The sequence below is a fragment of the Salinisphaera hydrothermalis C41B8 genome (assembly GCF_000732535.1).
Classification (GTDB): domain Bacteria; phylum Pseudomonadota; class Gammaproteobacteria; order Nevskiales; family Salinisphaeraceae; genus Salinisphaera; species Salinisphaera hydrothermalis.
Window position 1 is genome coordinate 1 of the sequence record NZ_APNK01000010.1, and the last position, 23,428, is coordinate 23,428.

Below are 23,428 nucleotides of genomic sequence, written 5' to 3' on the forward strand. Positions count from 1 at the left end.
GGGATCGAGTCTAGCCGATTTCTACACCCTCGGCTGCCTGCAGAATCCGAAGATAGACCCCGGAATTGCGGAAGCGATATCCGAAAGCGGGTCTCGTGCTCGGATCGTGTGGCCAAAGCCGCCAGCCAGGCCACGAGTGTGGCCAGCATATGGATCAGCAATAGCATCTCGAGCCGCGCCCCGACACGGGTTTGTGTATCTTCGAACGCGCTGCCGTATTGATGGGACTTGAGGTCGCGAAACGCGGTCTCGATCTGTATGCGTAAGCCGTAGAGCCGTGCGATTTCGCTCGCCCTCTCATCGGCCAGTCCGCACGACGCCGCAAGAACCCAGGGTTCACGGTAGCGCCGGGCCATCTTTTCAGCTTTGCCACCGCCCGCTCTTTGTCGGTCGCGACGGGTCTGGTGACGTCCCCGGGGCTGGCGCCGCGTACGCACCAAATAGCACGAGGTCGGGCGACTTCGTGTGATGTCGCAGATGCCCAGCGACTCGGGTTTGGCTGGTGCATTGTCGTAATACGCGGATACCGGACGCCACGCCGCATACCATCGACCATCACGAATCATCACGCGACCGCGAAGACGTCCGATCCAATCCCAACCGAGGGCTTCGACCGATCGGAACCACGGCGTATGGAATCCGGCATCCGTGAGCACGATCGGGCGGCACGAGGCCGGTAATATCGCCTGCAAACGTTGGAGAAATCGATCGTGTACCGCCCGGCTATTGAGATGGCGTTGCGGATGGACTTCGTCATACAGCGTCAAGGCCCGTCCTTGCCGCGGTATCGATGCCCGCAATAACTGCCATTGGCCATCCCGTGGCAACTCGCTCCAATCGACGATGACGACCGGGCGATCTTGAGAGACCAGGCACGCGGCACTGGCCCGATAGATCGGCCGACGATGCGCTTGCATCGAACGATTGCTGAGCCATCGATCCAACCGCTTGAGCGGTGCCGCGATCTGGCGAGAATCCGGCGAGTGGCGCGCCAGGGTCATCAGCGTCAGGCGTTGACCGTTCAGACAGGCGCAGACGGCTTCGGATGTGGTTTGGACATTACGCTGATCCAAACCGGAAAAGACAGACGCGAGCCACGTCTGCAATACTGCACTGGCGTGCATGGGGGCCTTCGCATTTTGGTCGATACGAAGGGCACTATCCGTCATGCACGCTCTTCTGACCAGCCTCAGAAAACCGCTAAGTTACTACTATAGAATAGATAATTGTGGGGAACCCTCAGGGTCTGTCCCTAAAAGTAGAGGCCCGTCAGGGCCGGAACGAACTGCAACTACTGGTTAGATTTGTCAGGGTCTATAGCCGCCACCGAATCGGCTTTTTCCAGAACCTTTTCGAGTTCTTTTGCCGTCAGCCCCTCGGCATGGATGACCTTTTTATCCTTTGTTGTGATAATCACCTTACGTCCATGTTTCGCTTTAATAAACGTTATTAAAACACTGGCCATGGAGACCCACATGCTGGCATTGAGAACAACTTCAATAATGCCGGGCGCACCCATGACCACGCACGAACGTTGCTCTCTCATTGACCAAGAAAGACCGTTTTCGTCCAAGAGTTTAATGACGGGACGGAAGCTGTCTTTGAAAACATGAATTTTAAGAGTGCTCACAACTTCCTTTCCTTGAATCTAACAACGTCTTGAATAAGCCGCCGTTTGGAGCGCTAGCGCAAAACGGTCGGCTTCATTCACTTGTTACCAATCATCACCTCAGATTAAGGGCTTTTAGCAAGCCGTTGTGCACCACAGCGGTCTTCCGGGGCGAAAACACCGCTTTTTTTCGACGATGTTTCCAAGCATATCGTGGACTATCGAATTTCTTCCATACATTACCTATCCATGATGTATTAAATAGAGTATGAAGTATTTTTTCTGCATGTTCTTGGTCCAGGCCGTATTCATCTAGACTCTCTTTGAACGTTGCCGTATCGAATCGTGGCCCAATTTCTGACAGGATTCCTTCAATAGAATCTCGCACATCTTCTTCTACTAGCCCAACTAAAGCATCGCTCAGCTCCGATGCGAACCATTCAGAATATGAGTTGAGAGCAGAAAATATGTCCTGGCTATTAAAAGGGGGCTCTTTTCCTAGGGACTGCATCGCTCTAAAAAAGCTGATTAAATCTCTAGGCAAATAACGCGTGCTGTCTAGAACGAATAGTATACTTTCTTTTCCTGCCACCTTTTCTGGGAACCACTCCTTCCATAGGTACTTTATATCTTTATTAAACCCTGCCAAATGCGCTCTATTTTCAATCACTTTGAGAAGAAAGCTTTCAAATGGTTTTCCTTCTTTATCGTACCAATCTAAAGATATGCCGTTATCCGTGGACCTTTTAGTCAGATTAGGATCAGGGACTAGTTCTAAAACCTCATCACGAAATAGAATTATAATTTTACTTTCGTTGCTGAGCTGAGAAAAATAGTTATTTACCTGTCGAATGGCAGCGATTAGGTCTGCCAAATAACCTGCATAATTTCTTCCGTTTCGGAGCAGATAATCTAGACCGTCTATCACTAAGAAGTGCTTTGAATTTATCTTCGGCAACTCCTTAAGAGACAGCTCAATCGCTTCTACAAGTTCAGCAGGATCTTTTACCTTCGACTTAGATGTTTTATCAAGCCGACCTTGAAGGGAAGCAAGCGTGGATGAAAACTTCGAGTAAAGACCTTTTCTTGAGGTTTCTTGAACTATTTGAATCAGACTATTGGATGAAAGAAAGCCGTATTTTTTTAAGTCATCAAACAGAGCATTTGCAATGCTGCCAGAATCCGTCAAAAAGCTATTTTCTTGGTACAGCGATAATATCCTTATATAAAGAAGCAGCTTCCATACCGTAACGCTTCCTCCAATTTTTTCACCAGACACACCTGATGTTTTTTTCAAAAGGTTAAACTCGAATTCCTCTAAATCATCTATTTCGCAAAAAAAATCCCATCGAGTTTCTGACATGGATTTTAGCTTTGATGCCAAAGCAGACTTTCCGGCTCCCTTTGGGCCATAAACTAGGTACTTGTTCGGCTTAAATATTTCTTCAGTAATTTTGTTTATATCTACGTAGGCCGAATTCACCAACTCAGGCGCATGGATCCGTTCTTCTTGGGCATCTGTATATTCGAAATTTATGCCTAGAAAACTCATTATCTCCAAGATCCTTATTATTTGTAACGCCAATTCGACGGCGTTTGTAGGTATAACACTCAGTTTGAAATCACAAATTGCCTATAGACGTGGCGCGTAAGGCGTTGTTTTGACGTTTCGGAACCCGTGAACATGTCGACCTAACGCGCCGGCGAATCGCCGACGCGTAGTGAGGCAAGCTCAGTCCTTGAGCAATCCTTCGAAGAAATTCGTCGCGTTGATCTCCAGATGATCGACGTCGTACCCACCTTCTTGAATCACGCAGATCGGCTTGCCGGTTTGGGCCAGTAGCTTGCCCATCCTTTGAAAGCCTTCGGAGGTGACGGACACTTTGGCTTGCGGGTCTTCGTAGTAGGTATCGAAGCCCAGGGCCACGACGATGACGTCGGCCTCGAACAAGCGGATGGCGGTGAGGGCTTCGTCGAATTTTTCGAAGAAGAAGCTCTCGCTGGAGCCGTGCGGCATGGGCAGGTTGAGGTTGAAGCCGTAGCCGCGGCCGGCGCCGCGTTCGTCTTCATACCCGCTGACGACGGGGTAGAAGTTGGTGGGGTCGCCGTGAATGGAGACGTAGAGCACGTCGTCGCGTTCCCAGAAGATTTCCTGCACGCCTTGGCCGTGGTGCATGTCGGGATCAAGCACGGCGACCTTGTCGTAGGTGTCGCGCAGGTAGTTGGCGGCGATGGCAGCGTTGTTGAGGAAGCAGAAGCCGCCGGCGGCGTCGGGGCGGGCGTGGTGGCCCGGCGGGCGGCAGACGGCGTAGGCGGCTCTCTGGCCGCCAGCGATATCGTCAGCGGCGGATAGGGCGGCCTGGGCGCTGGTGTAGGCGGCTTTCCAGGTGTTGGGTCCGATGGGCGAGCTGCCGTCGGCGATATAGAAGGCCGTTTCGGCGAGGATGCCCTTCATCGGGTTGCCTTCGCGGACGTAGATGTTGGACATCACTTCCTCGCCCCAGTCTTCCGGCCAGCGGCGGTGGGCGGACTCGAGATAGCGGAGGTAGCCCATGTCGTGCACGGCCGAGATGGGGTTCATGCCGTGGTCGCGCGGCGTATCGAGCTCGACGCCCAGGCCTTTCAGCGCGGCCAGCAGGGGCGGAATACGCGCCGGCACTTCCTGCGGCGAGCGCATGGCGCCGCGGGTGAGGTAGCTCTTGGGGTGGTGCTGGTTCTGGGTTTCGTCGAAGTAGGCTTTCACAGGGCTTTTCCGTTGCCGAGGTGGATTTGGCGGCCTTGCCTGGCCGCTGAATAAAACGCGTGTAGGCAACATACGCTTTGGGTGTTTGGGGCTGCAATGGGGGCGTTGGGGCCGAGGTTTGATTGCGTGGCTAAACGTTGGGGCGTGGTCGTTTTGGCGGTTGGGGTGTTGTCTTGACGGCGTTCTTGGGATTTGGGTTCGCGCTGTTGGTGTGCTGTGTTGCCGGCTCGGTTACGGGTGGGGCCGTACGGTAGGGCGGTTTTTGGTTCGGGCCACGGGGTGGGGAGAGTTTGGTTTCGCGCTGCTGCGCGAGTCACTTTCGTTTGCTTGTCCAAACGAAAGTAACCAAAGGAAAGGACACCCTACCTTGCGCCGATGCTACGCATCGGTGTCCTGCGCGGCTCCGGCCGCAAGAGGGACAGCCGCGAAACTCGCGCCGCTGCGCGGCACTCAAATACACGGCTGTCTTTTTCCTCTTGCAGCCTCCACTGCTCGGCGCTGCGCTCAAGGGAACCCGAATACAGACACGGCCCGCGACACATCGGTGTACTCGCAATGTCTGAGAGATGGGTTTGTATTACGCCCCGTCTGAGGCGACGGAGACGCACAGCGGCGACGGGTGTCCGGCGCACGGCGCCGGTGCGGCAAGATGTCTGAGGACGGCCAAAGCCGTCCGAGTTTTTGCCGCATCCCGTTGACGCGAGCATCGGAGTGGACCGGCAAAGCCGGCGCCGATGCGGGTGCCTTTTGTTTTGGCTACTTTTATTTGGGCAAGCAAATAAAAGTGGCTCGCACATCAGTGCGAAACCCCAAGCCAGATGCATTCGATTGAGTTCGTTTCCCCGCGATGACTGGAAACGCCCGCCGGCCGGACGTCTCTCCAAGATTGTTTAAAACCAAACCACGGCAACCCCGAACAACAAAAAAAGGCGGCCCGAAGGCCGCCTCTCAATACGCTCGAACGCGTAAAGCGTCGAAGCCGATCAGTCGGCGCTGGGCACCGTCTGCAGCTCGATGTACTCCATCAGACCATCGTGACCGCCTTCACGACCAACGCCCGACTGCAGCATGCCGCCGAACGGCGCATGCGCCGCCGGGCCGGTGCCGGTGTTGAAGCCGCAGTGGCCGAAGTGCAGGTTGGCGATGATCTTGTGGGCGCGCGCCTCGTCCTTGCCGAACACATACGACGCCAGGCCGAACTCGGTCTGGTTGCCGAGCTTGAGGGCTTCTTCGTCGGTGTCGAACTTGATGAGCGGCACCAGCGGGCCGAAGGTTTCGTCGGTGCAGCACTTCATGTCGTGCGTGACGTCGGTGATCACCGTCGGCGAGTAGAACAGGCTCTTGTCGGAGTCCAGCTCGTCCGGGTGCTTGCCGACTTCGAGCTTGGCGCCCTTGGACAGGGCGTCCTGGACGTGGTCCTTGACCTTGTCGAAGCCGGCAGCGTTGATCAGCGGGCCGACGTTCACGTCTTCGTCCATGCCGTCGCCGACCTTGAGCGCCTTGACGCGGTCGATGACTTTCTTGGAGAACTCGTCGTACACGGACGACTGCACGTAGATGCGGTTGGCGCAGACACAGGTCTGGCCGCCGCCGCGGAACTTGTTGGCGATGAGGTGATCGGCCGCCGAGTCCAGATCGGCATCGTCGAGCACGATGAACGGGGCGTTGCCGCCGAGTTCGAGGCCCAGCTTCTTGACCCAGTCCTTGGACTGTTCGATCAGCAGCTGCCCGACGCCGGTGGAACCGGTGAAGGAGATCATCGGGACGTCCGGCGAGCTCATCAGTTCGCCGCCGATGTCCTTGGAGCTGCCCATGACGAGGTTGACCATGCCCTTGGGCAGGTCCAGACGCTCGTGCATGAGCTGGAACATGGCGATCATGGTCAGCGGCGTTTCGGTGGCCGGCTTGGTCACGGTCGGGCAGCCGGCGGCGATCGCCGGGGCGATCTTCTTGGCGATCATGCCAATGGGGAAGTTCCAGGGCGTGATCAGGCCGGCCACGCCGATCGAGCGCTTGTGGACGGTCCAGGTGCAGTCCTTGGCTTTCTGCGGCAGAACTTCCGGCGCCAGGGCTTCTTCCATCATGCCGGCGTGGTAGTCGAAGAAGCTGGCGGCGTACTCGACTTCGCCCTGGGCTTCCTTCCACGGCTTGCCGTGCTCCAGGCACAGGATGCGGCCGATCTCTTCTTTTTCGTCCAGCAGGGCGTCGCGCATGTCCTCGAGCCATTCGCGGCGGGTGGCCACGTCCGGCACGTGCGGCAGGGCCGCCTTGGCCGCCGCGATCGCGCGCTTGGTTTCTGCGGCTTTCATGTAGGGGATGGCGGCCAGCTGTTTGCTGTTGGCCGGGTTGAAGACTTCGGCGGTCTCGCCCGAATCGGCTTCGACCCACTGGCCATCGATGTAACCCGCGAGATGCTTAAGCAGATACGATTCGATCATATGCGGTCCTTTGTTTGATCCGGGGTCGACGATCAGGCCACCGGTGTGCATTCGTGCGTGGATGATCGGGGACGCACGGCCCGTTTTCAATCGCGATCGGCGAATCGCGTGTATCAGCCGTTGCCGGGCGCGTAACCGTGGCGCTTGCTGACCTCATTAAATAGCGACTCGCCGGCCCGCCAGCGCGCCAGATTATCGAGGAACTGCTCCATCAGGGCTTCGCGCCAACCGATGAAATCGCCGGCCATATGCGCCGAGATCAGCACGTTGTCGAAATCCCACAGCGGGTGGTCGGCGGGCAGCGGTTCGGTCTCGAACACGTCGAGCGCGGCGCCGGCGATTTCGTCGGCGGCCAGCGCGGCCACGAGGTCTTCGGTGACGACGATCGCGCCGCGGCCGATGTTGATAAAGCGCGCGTGTTTCGCCATGGCGGCAAAGCGCGGGGCATCGAACAGGCCTTCGGTGGATTCGGTCAGCGGCGCGGCGACGACCACGTAGTCGGCCTCGGGCAGCAGGCTGTCAAGGTCGTCCTGGGCATGAATGGCGTCGAACACGTCGTTGGGCGCCTTGGCCCGGCGTGCCACGCCCGACACCTGCATGCCCGCGGCCCGGCACAAGCGGCCGATGCTGTGGCCGATGGAGCCGGCCCCGACCACCAGCACACGCTTGTTCTCGATGGTTTCGGTATCGCGGTGTTGCCAACGGTGCTGTTGCTGGTAGCGCAGGTTGTTTGCGCTGTCCTTGGCGAACATCAGAATCTGCGCGAGCACGTATTCGGCGATGTTGCGGTCGAAAATGCCCTGGGCGTTGGTAACCGGAATATCGGACTCGATCAGGGCATCGAACATGAGCTGGTCGACGCCGGCGCTGGTGGCGTGAATCCACTCCAGGCTATCGGCGGCCTCCCAGGCCGCCTCCAGCGCGTCGGTGCGAAAATCGGTGACCACCAGAATGCGGCTGCCGGGCAGGGCGCGGCGCAGGCTGGCCTCGTCGTGGGCGAGAACCACCTCGGCGTGTTCGCGCAGGCGATCGATCCCGGGCGGGCCGTCGGGCGCATCGCTGAGTACCGTGATGCGCAGGGCGGCAGCATCGTGCACGCCGCGGCTCGATTCGGCCCCGTTATCTGCCATGTTGTCATCGCCGCGAATGACGCGGATTCGGTGAATAGTCGAGCCACGTTACCCAGCCCCCAGACTAGGCGTCAACACGGTTTGCCGTGCGCGGCGAAAACACCGCTTGACCGGGGCTGTGGGGGTGCCTACGCTCGAATCGATATCCCCCGGGAATCTCCCTAGTCGTCGCCACCAAGAGGTTGTCATGGCCGTGAATCTGGAATCCAGCGAGCAGGTCCTGCCGCCGGAACCCGACAAGCGTTATGTCCGCGATCGGATGGTCTGGAATCCAGCCATGCACGCGATCCCGGTTTCGGGCATTCGCCGCATGGTCAATCGGGCCGCCGAGCTGGACGACGTGGTGCATCTGTCGATCGGCCAGCCGGATTTTCCGACGCCGAAACACATTATCGATGCGCATATCCACGCGCTGCAGAACGGCCAGACCGGCTACACGATGGATGCGGGGCTGCCGGAGCTGCTCACGGCGTTGAAGGAGTATTACAACGCCAAGTACCGCAGCACGCTGGACGAGGACAACTTCCTCATCACCACCGGTGCGACGGAAGGCATCTACCTGATGATTACCGCCATGGCGGCGCCGGGGCGTGAGTTCATCATCGCCGACCCGACGTTCCTGCTGTACGCGCCGCTGATCCGCATGAACGGCGGCCAGGTGCGCACGGTGCCCACCAAGGCGAGCGAAGGCCATCAGATCGATCCCGAGCGGATCATCGACATGATCGGGCCGAACACGCACGCGATTATTCTCAATTCGCCGTCGAACCCGACGGGCACGGTCTATCCGCGCGAAACCATCGAATGGCTGTGCCAGGAAGCGGCGTATCGCGGCGTCGAGATCCTGTCGGACGAGGTTTATGACAACCTGATCCTCGACGATATCGACTACCCGAGCGTGCTGTCCTGCGCGACCGATCTCGACGGCGTGGCCGTGGTCTCGAGTTTCTCGAAGACCTATGCCATGCCGGGCCTGCGCGTGGGCTGGATCGTGGCCGACCAGAACACCATCCGCACGCTGCGCCGCTATCACATGTTCACCACCACGGTGGCGAGCACGCCGGCGCAGTGGGCGGGGGTCGCCGCGCTTTACGGCGATCAGTCGTGTATCACCGAGATGGTCACCGAATACGCGCGGCGTCGCGATCGCGTAGTCGATCTGGTGGGCGACACCCCGGGGCTGACCGGCTACTGGCCGCAGGGCGCATTCTATATTGCGCCGTCGCTGCCGGCCGGCGTGGATGCCGGCAAGCTGGCCATGCGCATGCTGGAAGAAACCGGCGTCTGCGTGATTCCGGGCGATGCCTTCGGCGAAGGGTCGTCGAACCTGCTGCGCATCTCTTACTCGACCTCGATGGACAAGATCGAGGAGGCGTTCGCTCGCATGCAGCCCTGGCTGGAACGCCAGCCGGAGTTCGCCCGCTACGGTTGATCCATCCCGATTCGGTCAGAAGCCGCCCGATCGACGTCGGGCGGCTTTTTTGTGCCCGGCCGCTCGGGCATCAGGACCGATCCGCCACCGAGCCGCACGCCGCGGCGGGCGCATCGTGTGCCTTGGCCACGGCCGGCATGTGGCTGTAGTAGCTCACCCGTACCGGGTACACCTTGCCCTGATCGTTATGCATGTTGCCGATGCCGCGGTATTCCAGCAGGCGTTCGGTCTTCGGATCGTAGGTGAGCTTGAGCGAGGGCACGAAGTGGCTGATTAGAAACATGTCCAGCTCGGCCTTGAAGTTCACTGCCGGCTTGCCCTCGAAAGTGGTATCGCCAGTCTTGTAGGCCTTGAGATCGATGACGGACTGGCGCCCGGCCGCCACGAACTTGAAGGCGATCGTCTGGCCGCCATTGAGCTCGTCGAAGTGTTGCTGTACCAGCGGGTTGAAGCCGGAATCGGCGGCCATCGGGTCATCGATGGTGAACGATTTGGTCTGAACCCTGGCGTTGGCCGACTCGCGTTTGAACATCGTCCATCGACCGTCGTCGTGCCGGATGCCTTCCTCATAGCCGGAGTTCGGCATGGTCATGCGGTAGACCGGCACGGTTGGATTGGCCGAGAAATCCATATGTTTTCTCGCCAGTACCTGGCCGTGTGTGCCGATGTAGGTGACGTTCCAGGTGGTGATGTGGCCGTGGACGCGTTTGACCTCGTGGTGCTCGGTATAGCGATAGTCGCCGCCCTTGAGCGTGTAGCCATAGCCGTTGAAGCAGGTCAGCCCGTTGTCGTTGACTTGGGGCGTATCGGGTTGCGCAAACGCCGGGGCGGTGAGGAGCCAGGCCAGTGCGCCGACCAGGATGGCGGGTGAAATCTTAAGGCACTGCGGTCGGCGCATAGCGGTTTCCTCGTTTATTTATCGGGGCGTCATACCTCAGGTACGCACATCGTCCAGCGCCCGACGCGGCGTGAACAGATAATGACCGACCCCCCATTCGTTGCCGCCGCCATAACCGAACAGCTCGGCGACCGCCATGAAGAACATGCGCCAGCGGTTGAACCAGCGCTCGGCGTCAGCTTCGCCGTAGGTTTCGCGCATCACGGCCATCACCGCATCGCGCTTGTCGTCCATGCGGGCGAGCCAGGCATTGGCGGTGTCGCGGTAATGCGTGCCGGAAACCCACCAGCTGTCGCGTAGCAGCAGGTCGCGCTGGAAATGCGCGAACAGGCTCTGGCTGGGCATGACGCCGCCGGTGAAGAAATACCGCGCCATCCAGTCGTTGGCCGAATCGTTGGTGAAGCGATAGGCCAGATGTTTGTGCGCGAACACGTGCACGAACAGACGGCCGTGGTCGTCCAGCCAGCGGGCACAGCGCGAGAATAACTCGCGGTAGTTGCGCATGTGCTCGAACATCTCGATCGAGACGATGCGGTCGAACTGTTTCTCGCCCGGGTCGAAGCGATTGATGTCGCAGGTTTCCACGGTGAGGTTGTCGAGCTCGCGTTCGGCAGCGCGTGCTTCGATCCATTCGCGCTGCGTGGACGAGTTGGACACGGCACGAACCTGCGCATGCGGGAAACGCCGCGCGGCCCAGAGCGAGAACGAGCCCCAGCCGCAGCCGAGATCGAGAATCCGCTGGCCGTCGCGAATACGCGCCCGGTCTGCGGTGAGCGCCAGCATGGCGTGTTCGGCGGTATCCAGATCGTCGATGCCGGATTCGAACAGGCAGCCGCTGTATTTCAGATGCGCGCCGAGCACCTGCTCGAAGAACGCCGGCGGCAGCTCGTAGTGCTGGGCGTTGGCGTCGGCGGTGTGCTGCGCGATCGGGCCCGAGTTCGCGCGCTCGAGAAACGCCCGCATGGCCTCGTTGCGCTTGTCGGCGTTTTTGGCTTCCGGCGTGGCCAGGCGCTGGCCGATCAGCCGGCGCATGCCGGCGCGGGCGATGAAATCCGGGACGAGCCCGCGTTCGCAGGCTTCGATGGGCAGACTATCCAATCGCTCGGCTCCTTATCGCGATGCGTATGGGTGGACGATGGCTATTTCTTCGGCGGCCAGGGGATGAACGCGTTCGTGGTGCGTACGTATTCATCGTGGCCTTCGCGTTTTTTGGATGCATCCTTGCCCTCGACGGTCGGGATGCCGGAGATCTTGAGCAATAGCGTCGCCATCAGGACGGGCCCGATCCACGTGGCAAACCACCACCAGCCGGCGCCGATCGCCAGCACGACATACGTCGCCCAATGCAGCGATTCGAAGAAATAATTGGGGTGGCGCGAGTAATACCACAGACCCTCGCGACAGACCTTGCCCTTGTTTTCGGGCTTGTCCTTGAACGCCTTGAGCTGCGCATCGGCCGTGCCTTCGCCAACCACCGAGATAAACCACACGATAACCGCCAGCGCGGCCGTCACGAACGACGGGGCGTTGTCCATATAGGCGATCACCAGCAGCGGGATCGACAGCACGGCGGCAATGACCGCCTGCAGGATGAAGAACCCGAACATGTACAGATCGGCCTTGTCGCCCCAGGCGTCGCGGGCCGCGGTATAACGTGAGTCCTCGGGCTGGCCCTTCATGCGTACCGCGAGATAACTGGCCAGACGGAACGACCAGGCGATCGCCAGTACCGCCATCAGTAGGCGGCCTGCCACCGGCGCCGAGCCCGCGAGCGCATATTCCAGCGCGATGATCCCGATGGAGGCCGACCAGACCACATCCACGAGGCCTGCATTGCGGGTGAACAGCTGGATCGCCCAGACAATGGTGAGCAATACAACTGCGGTGAGCAGCGCGATGCCGAATACCGAAAGAGCCGCCATGGCGCATGCCGTTGTCAGAACAAGAACAGGTGTTCAGCTTAACAGGCGCTCAGGTCCACCCACGGCAGGCCGAGCTGGCCGGCCACATCGATATGGCCCGGGATGGCAGAGAAACTGGCGAGATATTGCGGGTGATAACCGTAGACCAGCAGCCCGACCGTGTCGCCGTCGTAGACACGCGTGGCGATGCCGTTGAGTTCGATCGTGCGTTGGCCGGCGCCCCGAATCGGCCGCACCTGCTTGTTGACGAGCAGGGTGGTCGATACCCCAGGTCGCTGGATGCCGATGCCGACGAACGCCACCGGCGACGGGCCGCCGCCGGTGATGTCGATATCCACGGTCGGGATGCCGATCAGGGCGTGGTCGTCACCGGTGATGGTTTTGAGCGGCAGAAACACGCCGCCGCTGGCCAGTTCGTCGACGCGATCAGCCGGTAGGGCGTTGACGAGCCGGGCGAGCAGGGCCGTGTCGTGCTTGTCGCGGTCGTTGTCGCCGTCCAGCCAGCGCTTGACCAGATCGGTGGCTTTGCTCGTGGTTGCGGCGACCAGATGCCAGAGCCCGCCGAGCGTGTCCTCGCGGAGCACGCCCTTGAGCAGGTCGAGCCCGCCCGTCGCCGCCCGTCCTTCGAAGGCGAGCGTGCGCTCGCGGGCGACGGGCAGTTCTTCCATGGCGAGCTGGGTGTCGTCGTCGAGGATCACCCATGTGTGGGGGAAAGCGGTCGCCGGCGCTTCGCCCTTGAGCTTCCAGTCCAGCCAGGCCAGTTCGAAGGCCGCAGTCTCGACGCGCTGATCGCCCCAGGCCAGATGGGCATCGGTCTGGTAGGCGATGCGGTCGATGTCTTCAAGAAACGGCAGGCTGTGGCCGTGGCGCATTACAACGAGAGACACGTCGTTGCCGGCAGCTCGCAGGGCATTGGCGCTCGCCAGCCCTTCGTTGAGATTGAACAGCGTATCGCCCACGCCCTGCAGAATCAGGGCGTCGACCTGCGGCGGCTCGCGCTCGGGGCGTGGGTCAACGTGCTCGGCCTCATGCGCGGCGTCAGCATCGAAAAATGAGGCAGGGCTGTGGTCGTAGAGCCGCTGGGCGACACGATTCGATACGCCGCGACCGGTCAAAGGCGAAGCCAGCCCCTGGAGCAGGGCGTGGTACATGATCGGATCGAGATCCATGCCCGATGTGGGCAGGCCGAGGGCGACCAGACCGCTGCCCCAGGCGGTCTTGACCACGTTATTCGGCGCCAGGCTGTAGCGCAGGTCGTGCCAGGTGGCGGTGGGCACGATGGCGACGAAGCGGCTGTCGACCGCCGCGCCGATCATCTGGAAGCCGCCGCCATAGGACAGCCCCAGCGCTCCGGCGACGAGTCGGCCGTCGCGCCGTGCCAGCCGCTCGCCGTGGGCCATCTCGTGTTCGGCCCAGTCGAGAATCGCCGAAATATCGCCGCCCTCGATATCCGGGTCCATGATGTGGACATGGCCGCCGGATTCGCCGAAACCACGCTGGTCGAAGCTGATCACGAAATAGCCGGCATTCGCGGCGCGCCGCGCCGCTTCGCTCGACGGCAACGGACCACCGGACAACGATTCATAAACCGAAGGCTGCTCGCGATCCGTCAGGCGCGTACCGCCGAAACCGTGCCCGTGGAGAATCAGCGGCGCGCTCTCGCCGGCGGCGAGCGCCGGCTGCATGACGGTGATCGCGATCTCGATGCCATCATCGGGATTGACGACCGTCGCGTGGTAATCGCGGGCGGGAAGAGGCGACTGTTTTGGGTTCTGACGGGATCGGGACACGATGCGGATTGTTCCGGGGCGAGCGATGAACCCACCTTAGAGGCTGTGGCGGTTTCGTACGAGGGCTTGGCCGAACCGGGCGCTGGGCCGCGCCGCGTCTATGGGTCAGCCAGGCTGGGCTGATGGTCGCCAGCGATCCCAGACGGGCGGATCGCCGACGGTTTGCAGCACGTGATCGACGAAGGCCTGAATTTTGGGCGGCCGTAGTCGCGCCGCGCTGTATAGCAGATGGATGGCGCGATCTTCCGGGGCGACTTCCCACTGCCAATCGGTGAGGATCGGGCGCAGTTCGCCGCTGGCCAGTTCGCGATCGATCAGCCAGGTCGGAAACAGCACGATCCCCTGACCGAGCAGTGCGGCCGCCCGCAGGCTCGTGGCGTCGTCGCTGTAGAGCGAGCCGTCGATATCCAGCCGCTCGAAGTCGGTATCGGTGCGTTCGCGCCAGAACCAGCGCTGGCGGCCGTAATCGCCCTGGTAGCGCAGGCAGTCGTGGTCGAGCAGGTGCTCGGGGTGCGTCGGTTCACGGCGCCCGGCGAGATAGGCCGGGGCCGCGGCGAGCACGTACTGCATCGGCCCGAGCCGGCGCGCGATCAGGCTGGAATCCTCCAGCCGACCCACACGAAAAGTGATGTCGCTGCCCGAGCGTACTGGGTCGACGAAGCGATCGGTCAGGCGCAGCTCGGTCTTGAGCTTCGGATATTGGCGGATAAAGCCGTGGACCAGTGGCACGACCTGTCGTTCGCCAAAGGCCACCGGCGCGTTGATGGTGAGCACGCCCGACGGTTCGTTGCCTTGCTCGAAGACGGTTTCGGTGGTCGTATCGAGCTGATCCAGCAGCGGGCGGATCGCCTCGAGATAGCGGGCTCCGGCTTCGGTCAACTCGACGGCGCGCGTGTGGCGATAGAACAGCGTCTGGCCGAGGCCGCGTTCAAGCGCCGCGATCTGGCGCGACACCGACGACACGGCGCGATGACTGCGATGGGCCGCGGCCGTGAAGCCGCCGCTGTCGACCACCAGCCGGAAGGTGCGCAGAGCATTGAGATCGAGATTGCGTTTCATGCAATAAATATTTGCGATGTGCGCGCTTGTTGCAAGCGTTGGTAGCCCGACAATGGGGCCTGTCATTTCCACCATGGCGGCATGGCCGCCGGAAACAGGAACTATGCGCAAGGGAAACGCACTCGTCGTCGGCGCCACGGGCATTACCGGCGGCAACCTCGCCCAGTATCTGGTGGCCAGCGGTTGGACCGTCTACGGTTTGTCGCGTCGGCCCTCGAAGACGCCGGGCGTGGTGCCGGTATCGGCCGATCTGCTCGATGAGCAAGCCAGCGCCGAAGCGCTGAAGGGCCTGCCGATCACACACGTTTTCTACTGCACGTGGACGCAGCGCGATTCGGAAGACGAGAACGTGAAGGCCAACGGCGCGATGATGAACAATCTGTTCGCGGCGTTGGATCCGGAACGTCTGACGCACGTCTCGCTGGTCACGGGGACCAAGCAGTATCTGGGCTCGTTCGAGGCCTATGGCAGCGGCAAGGTGGAAACACCGTTTCGCGAGTCGGCCGAACGCGTACCGGGGCCGAATTTCTATTACACGCTCGAAGACATCATGCGCGATGTCGCCGAGCGCTATGACATCGCCTGGAACGTGCACCGCCCGCATACGGTGGTCGGCTATGCGCCGGGCAACATCATGAACATGGGCACGACGCTGGCGGTCTACGCCACGATCTGCCGCGAAACCGGGCGCGCCTTTACGTTCCCGGGGTCCACCGAGCAGTGGAACTATCTCACCGACATGACCGACGCGCTGCTGCTGGCACGCCAGATGGAATGGGCCGCGCTCGCGCCCGGTGCGGCCAACCAGGCGTTCAATACCGTCAACGGCGATACCTTCCGCTGGCGCCGGATGTGGACCGAGATCGGCGAATACTTCGGGCTTGAAGTCGCGGACTGCCCGGAAACCCCGCAGCCGCTCGAACAGCAAATGGCCGGTATCGAGGACACTTGGCGTGAGATCGCGGAGCGCCACGACTTGATCGAGCCGGACGTCACGAAGCTGGCGTCGTGGTGGCATACCGACGGCGATCTCGGCCGAACGCAGGAATGCGTCAACGACGTGAACAAGTGCCGGGACTTCGGGTTCTACGAACACCGCGAGACGCGGGCGTCGTTCCTGGACCTGTTCGATCGGCTCGCGGCCGAGCGGATTATTCCGCCGATTCGTTGAAGCGTTATTCGGTGTTTTGAGCGAGGAGCCGGGTGGTGTGAACCTGCCCGGCTTTTTTTATATTCGCCGAATGTCGGCCGCGGCGCGAAATAGCGTGTCTATGGCATTGGGGGCGGTGGCTGGACTGGTTTGCTCGTATTGGCCGCTTGGGACTAGATTATCCGGCGCTACGACAGGTTCGTGATGGCCATTGGCTTTGGGGCGGGGCTGTCCGCGGGAGCGTGTGTGGGGTCGAGCCACGAGGCGTACGGAGTTTGGTTTCGCGCTGATGCGCGACTCCCTTTCGTTTGCTTGTCCAAACGAAAGGAAGCAAAGGAAACGACACCCTACCTTGCGCCGATGCTACGCATCGGTGCCCTGCGCGGCTCCGGCCGCAAGAGGGACAGCCGCGAAACTCGCGCTGCTGCGCAGCCCTCAGACACACGGCTGTCTTTTTCCTCTTGCGGCCTCCACTGCTCGGCGCTGCGCTCAAGGGGACCCGAATACAGACACGGTGCGCGAAGGTTGGGCGTTCGCGTCTGTATTCGAGCCCGTCTGAGGCGACGGAGACGCGAGCATCGGAGTGCACCGGCGCAGCCGGCGCCGATGCGGGTGCCTTTTGTTTTGGCTACTTTTATTTGGGCAAGCAAATAAAAGTGGCTCGCACATCAGTGCGAAACCAACCTTGATACCGCCCGGTGGTTTGAATCAATACTCCTTTTCCGTTTCCGTTTCCGTTTCCGTTCTCGACAACTCGCCACTGCGATTGGCTTGTCCCGTCTTATGAGACGGCGTTTGCTCGTCTCGTTTGCGCCCTGGTGCTCTACTGCGCGCGTCAGCAACAGAGCTTGCCCAGGGCTCGCGCCAGCTTGTCGGGCACGGCGGTCGAGCGCCCGCTCGCTCGGTCGACGAATACATGCACGAATTCACCGTCGGCGCTGGCCGTCTCAGCCCCGGCCACGAAGATGGCCAGCCCGTAGGTCACCGAGCGGTTGCCGAGCCGGTCGACGCGCAGCCCGACCTCGAGCGGGTCGGGAAACGCGATCGGTTCGTGGTAGCGACAGTTGGACGATACGACGAAACCGACGACCGGGTCGGTGTGAATATCCAGGCCGCCGGCTTCGATCAGATAGCGATTGGCGGCGGTGTCGAAATACGAGTAGTAGGTCACGTTGTTCACGTGGCCGTAGACGTCGTTGTCCATCCAGCGCGTGGGCATGTCGCAGAACCAGGCATAGGCGTCGCGCGTGGGGCGGTTCGATTGTTCGGGCATGGCGGAATCTCGGCAGGCCGCGGGCATAAAAAAGCCGGGCGCGTGGCCCGGCCTTCGGATCATCTGTCGATGAAACTCGCGATTACGAGTTCACGACCTTCCAGGTGCCGTTCGGCTGACGGCAGGCCGTACCGGTGACCTTCTTGGGCTGGCCATCGACGGTCGCGTTCATGGTGAAGTCGCGGCACGGCTGGTTGCCCTGCTTGTAGGTACGGGTCGGGGTTACCGAGTAGCTTTCGTTGCTGTTCGGGTCGCTCCAGCTCGAAGTCTTGCCGGTCTGGTTGGATTCCAGTGCGGTGCCGAAGTGCTGGCGATCTTTCTGATCGAAGTGCTGACCGACCTTGTTACCCAGCGCCGCACCCGCCAGCGTGCCGACAACCGTGGCAATGGTCGTACCGGTGCCGCTGCCGATCTGCGAACCGAGTGCACCGCCGGCTGCGCCGCCGAGCAGGGTACCGGTATCGGAGTTGCTCCAGTTGGCACAGCCGCCGATCATCGACACGGCCAGAACGAGGGCGCTGAACAGGCTCAGAGTCTTGTACATCGAAATCTCCCTGGGCGGGCTTCTTCTGTAAAAATGTCGACTGGCAGTTTAACGCAATCGTTTACGAGTAGAAGAGTGTCGCCCGTCCCGCGCGTTCAGCCGCGGTTAGGCTTGGTCTTAAAGGCGTTGCAGCCGTTGTATTGCGAGCGGCTGGTCTGGCGACAGGCCGCTCGACAAGCCAGGTTCGTCGCCGCGATCTGGATCAGTGGCGGGGGCGATGCGCGGCTCACGGGCGGTGGGCATGTTGTTCGATGCCGGCAAGCATGGCCCGCGTGGCGTGCAATGTGTATCGTGCTGTTCCCAGGCCGGCCGGCACGCCGACGCATGTTAGGCGGTGCCCCGGGCCGAACACCGATTCCTTCGAGGCAATATCGCTATGCGCGCATGGTTCATCGACGATAAGGATGATTCAGGGACGCTGGTGCTGCACGACATCAAGGCGCCCAAACCGGGGCCGGACGAGGTGCTCGTCGATGTTCGGGCCATCGGCATCAATCGGGCCGATATTCTGCAGCGCCACGGTGCGTATCCGCCGCCCGCGGGCTTCGATCCCCAGCGACCGGGGCTCGAGTACGCCGGCGAGATCGCAGCGGTCGGCAAGCGCGTCACCGGGCGCAAGGTCGGCGATGCCGTCATGGGCCTGATCGGCGGCGGCGCCTATGCCGAGCAGATCGTGGTGCACGAACGCGAAACCATGTCGTTGCCCGCACATTACGACTACGCCTACGCGGCCGCGGTGCCGGAGGCGTTTCTGACCGCCTATCGCGGCTTGTTTCTCGAAGGCGGCCTGGCGCCGGGACAGTGGGCGCTGGTTCGCGGCGCGACGTCGGGCGTCGGCGTGGCCGCGCTGCAGCTGATTGCGGCGCTGGGCAGCCGTTCGATTGCCACCAGCCGTGCCCAGGAACGACTCGACGAGCTGGCGGCGCGCTTCAAGTCGCTCGGTCTCGGTCCGGCATTCGATCTGGGCGCTGTCGACGGCGACAACGGCGTGTCCGAACGGGTTCGCCAGCAGACCGGCGGGGCGCATGTGGTACTCGATTTCGTCGGCGCGTCCGCGCTCGAGGACAATCTCGCCGCGCTGCGCGACGAGGGGCGACAAGTCCAGATCGGGATCATGGGCGGCGCCAAGACGGAGCTGAATATGGGCACGCTGCTCATGCGGCGGCTGTCGCTCGTGGCGATGACCATGCGCAGCCTCCCGCTGGAGCGGCGCATCGGGATGGCGCGGTTGTTCGACGATCGTCTGCGCCCACTGTTTGAAGCCGGACGACTACGGCCGATGGTGGATCGCAGCATGGATTTCGCACAGGCCAACGAAGCCCATGCCGCGATGGAGTCGGGCAGCCATCTCGGCAAGATCGTGCTCGTACGTCAGTAGTGCGGCCGCGACGGCCGGGCTTGTGCCCGGCCGTTGTAAACCTGCGCTTAAAGCACTTCTTCCCAGCGCCGCGACAGATGCAATGCGGCATTGATGATGCCGACCATGCTGTAGGTTTGCGGGTAGTTGCCCCAGAGCTCGCCGGTCTTCGGGTCGATATCTTCGGACAGCATGCCGAGATCGCTGCGATGCGCGAGCATGTTGTCGAACAGGCGCTGGGCCTCGTCCGTACGCCCGATCGACGATAACGCCTCGATGTACCAGAAGGTGCAGATATTGAACGCGTTTTCCGGCGCCCCGAAGTCGTCGGCCGCGGCATAGCGGAACAGATAGTCGCCGCGCTTGAGTGTTTCGCCCACGGCTTCGACCGTGCCGATAAAGCGCGGGTCGTCCGCCGGCAGGAACGACAATTCGTTCATCAGCAACAGCGCGGCATCGATATCTTCGCCGCCGAACGACTCGACGAAGCTGTTGCGCGCCTCGTTCCAGGCGTTGTCGCAGATATCGGCATGGATTTCGTTGGCGCCGCGCTGCCAGCGCTGAGCGTCCTGATCGAGCTCCAGATGTCGCGCGATCCGGGCGAGCCGGTCGCAGGCGACCCAGCACAGCAGCGCCGAGTGGGTATGGATACGTTCGCGACCGCGATATTCCCAGATGCCGGCGTCGGGCGTGCGGTAGTTGGCCAGCGCTTTTTCGCCCAATGGCTCGAGATGCCGGAACAGGGCCTCGTCCTTGAGATGCGACAGGCGCTCGTCGAAAAAGATCTGGGTGATGGCAAGAATCACGCTGCCGTACACATCGTGCTGGATCTGGCGGTAGGCATCGTTGCCGACCCGGACCGGGCCCATGCCGCGATAGCCCGCCAGATGCTCGGCCTCGGTTTCGGTGAGCTCGGCCTCGCCGTTGATGCCATAGACCGGTTGCAGTGTATTGTCCTCGGCGTTGGCGACCAGGTTGATGATGTAATGGAGATAGTTCTCCATGATCGAGGTCGCGCCGAGCCGGTTGAGCGCGCGGATCACGAAATACGAATCGCGCAGCCAGCAGTGGCGATAGTCCCAGTTGCGCTGAGTGCCGGCCGCCTCCGGAATCGAGGTGGTCATGGCCGCGACCACGGCGCCGGTTTCGGTATAGGTCGACAGCTTGAGCGTGATCGCCGAGCGGATCACCGCCGGCTGCCAGTCGTACGGGATCGACAGCGTACGTACCCAGTTGCGCCAGTGGTCGCGGGTCTGCTCGAAAAAGCGCCGGCCGATTTCCGCCGGTGATTCGGGCAGAGTTTCATCCGATGCCGCCACCAGCGTATGCGTGCCGTTGGGCACGAACGCGCGTTCGTCGAGGATGTAGCTGATCGGCACATCGGTGGTCAGCCGTAGCACGCGTGCATCCGAGACATAGCGCAGGTGGTTCGAGCCGCGGGTGATGCGCAGGTCGTCGGCGCCATAATTACAGACCGGCCGCATGCGCACCCGCACGCGCGGCGTGCCGGCCAGATGCGTGATCTGGCGCACGATCATCAGGGGCCGGAATTCACGCCCGTACTGCCAGAAATGCGGGACGAAGTCGGTCACCCGGACCGCGCCGCCGCGGGCATCGCGCATCGTGGTCTGGAGAATCGCGGTGTTGCGGACGTATTCGCGTTCGATCGAGACACAATCGTCGATGCCGATCTCGTAATAGCCGCGGTCCTGGTCGTCGACCAGCTGGCTGAACAGCGGGTCGCCCTGAAAATCGGGAAAGCAGCCCCAGATGATGCGGGCCTGTGCATCCACCAGGGCCGCGATCTGACCGTTGCCGATCAGACCCAGATTCAGGTCGGCGGCGTCTCGGGATTGAGTGTGGTGGCGATCTGCTCCAGCCATGCCAATACCTCGTCTACGGTGTTCAGCCGATACCGTGCCGCACTCACGGCGGGTTCGCCCACCCGTATCGATACCCCCCCGAGCGAATTGACCGCGACGAAAGCCGCTTCGTCGGTGACGTCGTCGCCGACGTACACCGGGCAACGACCGGCAAAAGGCGGATCGCTCATCAGACGTTGTAGGGCGCGGCCCTTGTTGCCGCGCGCCGGCTTGAGCTCCAGAACGGACTTGCCGGCGAGCACGGACAAGGCGCCTCCGGCGTCGTTCTTGATGGCATCGATCGTATCTTCGGCCGCGCGCCGTGCCGTGTCGTCGGCCTGGCGAAAGTGCAGTGCGAGCGTGGCTTGTTTATCTTCAAGATAGAGTCCGGCGTGCTCGTCGGTCAGCGCTTGCAGGCGCTCGCGAGCCGTATGCATGCCGGGCGTGTCGTGATCCGGGGCCTCATAGCCGCCAGCCGGTGTACGCAGCTCGAGTCCGTGCAGGCCGGAAGCGGCTGGCGCGACCCGCTCGGTGAGCCGATCGATTTCGGCGATCGGCCGGCCGGACACCAGGGCCAGGGCGCCGTCGAAGGCGTCGGCGGCGGCGTTGAGGATTTCCCCTAGGCGAGGCGAGGGTTGAACGGAGTCCGGATGCTCGGCGATATGGATTAAGGTACCGTCGACATCCAGAAAAAGGGCCCAGTGTTCTTCTGGGTCGGGCAGATTCGTCATGGCGAGCCAGGATAGCAAGTCGAAAGAGGGCGGCCAGGTCGATGGCCGGCGTCTGGTGATGGTATCCAATCGACTGCCGATGTCGTTGGAACGCACCGAGGATAACGATTGGCAGACGCACCCTGCAGCCGGGGGTCTGGTGTCGGCCCTGGATCCGGTGATGCGGCGGCGCGGCGGGGTCTGGGTCGGCTGGCCGGGCATCGCCGACGAGGCGACCGATACGCTGCGCGATGTGCTCGACGCCCGGTACAACGCCGACAGCGCCTATCGTCTGGAGCCGGTCGCGCTCACCCGCGATGATATTGCCGACTTCTACGAAGGCTTTTCCAACGAAGTCATCTGGCCGTTGTTCCATAACCGCTTCACGGTATGCCGGTTCGAGCCGGATTACTGGCAGGCCTATCAGCGCGTGAATCGCGAGTTCGCGCATCGCATCAGCGAAGTCGCGCGCGCCGGCGATTTCGTCTGGGTGCACGATTATCACCTCGTGAATGTGGCCGACGAATTGCGCGCGCTCGGCGTCCACAATCGGGCCAGCTTCTTCCAGCATATTCCGTTTCCGACGGCCGATATCTTCTGCAATCTGCCGTGGTGGCGCGAGATCGTGTATGCGCTGCTGAGTTACGACTTCATCGGCGTCCAGACCGTCACCGACCGGATCAATTTTCTCGATGTGCTCACGACGCTGTTCGATCATGTCGAGACCCAGGCGGGCGAGTACGGCATCGATATCAACATCGGCGATGACGGCCTCACGCGTGACAAGCAGCAGCTGCGCATCGGTACGTTGCCGATCAGCATCGACTACGACCATATCGAACGTATGGCTGCCAGCGAGGATTCGCTGACCAAGGTACAGCGTTTTCGTGGGAACTGGCGCGATCGAACGGTGGTGATCGGCGTCGACCGGCTCGATTACACCAAAGGGCTGCCCGAGAAATTCGAGGCATTCCGCGAGGCGCTGCGGCGCTATCCGGAACTGCGCACCCGCGTGACGCTGCAACAACACGTGGTGCCGTCGCGCCAGCGGGTACCGCAGTACGTCGAGCAGAAGGAAGAGATCGAGCGGCTGGTCGGCGAGATCAACGGCGAGTTCACCGAACCGGGTTGGGTGCCGATTCACTACAGCTTCCACAGCATGGATCAGGCCGAACTGATGGCGCATTACCAGGTCGCCGATATCGCGCTGGTGACCCCGCTCAAGGACGGCATGAATCTCGTGGCCAAGGAATTCTGCGCGGCCCAGCGGGATAGCGATGGCGTGCTGATTCTGAGCGAATTCGCCGGCGCGGCGGCCGAACTGGGCGACCATGCACTGCTGGTGAACCCGCACGACGTTGTCTCCACCGCCGAGCGTATCCACGAGGCCTGCTACATGGCACGTGAAGAGCGCTGCCGGCGCATGGACGCCATGCGCGAAATCATCCGCAGCCACAACGCGTTCGACTGGGTCGAAGAATTTCTGCGCGCTGCCGGGGCGAACCAATAGA

General features: G+C 61.6%; 19 protein-coding genes. 4 read left to right on the forward strand and 15 right to left on the reverse strand.

All coding sequences use genetic code 11. The features are described 5' to 3' along the window. The 6 genes from C41B8_RS08520 to C41B8_RS08540 all read right to left on the reverse strand — a co-directional run. Nucleotides 1-1,169: IS4 family transposase (locus C41B8_RS08520; RefSeq protein WP_156962485.1), on the reverse strand; the 1,169-nt coding region annotated here is incomplete at its 3' end. Between the two features lie 122 nt (nt 1,170-1,291). After that, on the reverse strand, nt 1,292-1,630 hold the full coding sequence (locus C41B8_RS08525) for a hypothetical protein (protein WP_037336643.1): 339 nt from the start codon (nt 1,628-1,630) through the stop codon (nt 1,292-1,294). A gap of 94 nt (nt 1,631-1,724) precedes the next feature. After that, nucleotides 1,725-3,161 (reverse strand): P-loop ATPase, Sll1717 family, encoded by a 1,437-nt coding sequence (locus tag C41B8_RS20450; protein WP_156962486.1) that lies wholly within the window; start codon nt 3,159-3,161, stop codon nt 1,725-1,727. Nucleotides 3,162-3,341: 180 nt separating this feature from the next. Further along, entirely contained in the window at nt 3,342-4,352 is a 1,011-nt protein-coding gene (locus C41B8_RS08530) for a histone deacetylase family protein (protein ID WP_037336646.1), read from the reverse strand. A gap of 983 nt (nt 4,353-5,335) precedes the next feature. Then, nucleotides 5,336-6,790, reverse strand: coding sequence for an NAD-dependent succinate-semialdehyde dehydrogenase (locus C41B8_RS08535; RefSeq protein WP_037336648.1), 1,455 nt, complete (start codon nt 6,788-6,790; stop codon nt 5,336-5,338). A gap of 113 nt (nt 6,791-6,903) precedes the next feature. After that, the gene (locus C41B8_RS08540) at nt 6,904-7,920 is read right to left on the reverse strand and encodes a D-2-hydroxyacid dehydrogenase (RefSeq protein WP_051883300.1); all 1,017 of its coding nucleotides are present in this window, start codon (nt 7,918-7,920) and stop codon (nt 6,904-6,906) included. Between the two features lie 187 nt (nt 7,921-8,107). On the opposite strand from C41B8_RS08540, the gene C41B8_RS08545 reads away from it, so the two are divergent. Further along, a complete protein-coding gene (locus tag C41B8_RS08545) occupies nt 8,108-9,352 on the forward strand; it encodes a pyridoxal phosphate-dependent aminotransferase (protein ID WP_037336650.1) in 1,245 nt (414 codons plus the stop codon). Between the two features lie 70 nt (nt 9,353-9,422). Here the strand turns inward: C41B8_RS08545 and C41B8_RS08550 are convergent, their stop codons facing one another. The 5 genes from C41B8_RS08550 to C41B8_RS08570 all read right to left on the reverse strand — a co-directional run bounded on the left by C41B8_RS08550 (nt 9,423) and on the right by C41B8_RS08570 (nt 15,021). Continuing rightward, a complete protein-coding gene (locus C41B8_RS08550; protein ID WP_037336652.1) occupies nt 9,423-10,250 on the reverse strand; it encodes a hypothetical protein in 828 nt (275 codons plus the stop codon). A gap of 36 nt (nt 10,251-10,286) precedes the next feature. After that, the gene (locus tag C41B8_RS08555; RefSeq protein WP_037336654.1) at nt 10,287-11,348 is read right to left on the reverse strand and encodes an SAM-dependent methyltransferase; all 1,062 of its coding nucleotides are present in this window, start codon (nt 11,346-11,348) and stop codon (nt 10,287-10,289) included. A gap of 41 nt (nt 11,349-11,389) precedes the next feature. Further along, nucleotides 11,390-12,172, reverse strand: coding sequence for a DUF1295 domain-containing protein (locus C41B8_RS08560; RefSeq protein WP_037336656.1), 783 nt, complete (start codon nt 12,170-12,172; stop codon nt 11,390-11,392). Nucleotides 12,173-12,210: 38 nt separating this feature from the next. After that, nucleotides 12,211-13,962 carry a CocE/NonD family hydrolase gene (locus C41B8_RS19570; protein WP_051883301.1) on the reverse strand — a complete coding sequence of 584 codons (1,752 nt, stop codon included), beginning with the start codon at nt 13,960-13,962 and terminating at the stop codon, nt 12,211-12,213. A 105-nt stretch (nt 13,963-14,067) separates the two neighbouring features. Beyond that, nucleotides 14,068-15,021 (reverse strand): LysR family transcriptional regulator, encoded by a 954-nt coding sequence (locus tag C41B8_RS08570; protein WP_037336658.1) that lies wholly within the window; start codon nt 15,019-15,021, stop codon nt 14,068-14,070. Nucleotides 15,022-15,124: 103 nt separating this feature from the next. Between C41B8_RS08570 and C41B8_RS08575 the strand changes: the two genes are divergently transcribed. Beyond that, on the forward strand, nt 15,125-16,192 hold the full coding sequence (locus C41B8_RS08575) for an SDR family oxidoreductase (protein ID WP_037336660.1): 1,068 nt from the start codon (nt 15,125-15,127) through the stop codon (nt 16,190-16,192). Nucleotides 16,193-17,006: 814 nt separating this feature from the next. Here the strand turns inward: C41B8_RS08575 and C41B8_RS08580 are convergent. Together C41B8_RS08580 and C41B8_RS08585 are read right to left on the reverse strand one after the other, a co-directional pair. Then, nucleotides 17,007-17,444, reverse strand: a complete 438-nt coding sequence (locus C41B8_RS08580; protein ID WP_037336662.1) for an acyl-CoA thioesterase — start codon at nt 17,442-17,444, stop codon at nt 17,007-17,009. Nucleotides 17,445-17,526: 82 nt separating this feature from the next. Next, nucleotides 17,527-17,988 (reverse strand): RT0821/Lpp0805 family surface protein, encoded by a 462-nt coding sequence (locus C41B8_RS08585; protein WP_037336664.1) that lies wholly within the window; start codon nt 17,986-17,988, stop codon nt 17,527-17,529. A 376-nt stretch (nt 17,989-18,364) separates the two neighbouring features. On the opposite strand from C41B8_RS08585, the gene C41B8_RS08590 reads away from it, so the two are divergent. Continuing rightward, nucleotides 18,365-19,366, forward strand: a complete 1,002-nt coding sequence (locus tag C41B8_RS08590) for an NAD(P)H-quinone oxidoreductase (protein WP_037336666.1) — start codon at nt 18,365-18,367, stop codon at nt 19,364-19,366. 47 nt (nt 19,367-19,413) lie between these two features. Here the strand turns inward: C41B8_RS08590 and C41B8_RS08595 are convergent, their stop codons facing one another. Continuing rightward, entirely contained in the window at nt 19,414-21,228 is a 1,815-nt protein-coding gene (locus C41B8_RS08595) for a glycoside hydrolase family 15 protein (protein ID WP_051883302.1), read from the reverse strand. After that, nucleotides 21,177-21,938 (reverse strand): trehalose-phosphatase, encoded by a 762-nt coding sequence (gene otsB, locus C41B8_RS08600; RefSeq protein ID WP_037336667.1) that lies wholly within the window; start codon nt 21,936-21,938, stop codon nt 21,177-21,179. The genes C41B8_RS08595 and otsB overlap by 52 nt, the downstream gene beginning before the upstream one ends. On the opposite strand from otsB, the gene C41B8_RS08605 reads away from it, so the two are divergent. Further along, entirely contained in the window at nt 21,937-23,427 is a 1,491-nt protein-coding gene (locus C41B8_RS08605; protein ID WP_051883303.1) for an alpha,alpha-trehalose-phosphate synthase (UDP-forming), read from the forward strand. The two genes, otsB and C41B8_RS08605, sit on opposite strands and share 2 nt — an antisense overlap. The last annotated feature ends 1 nt before the right edge of the window (nt 23,428 follow it).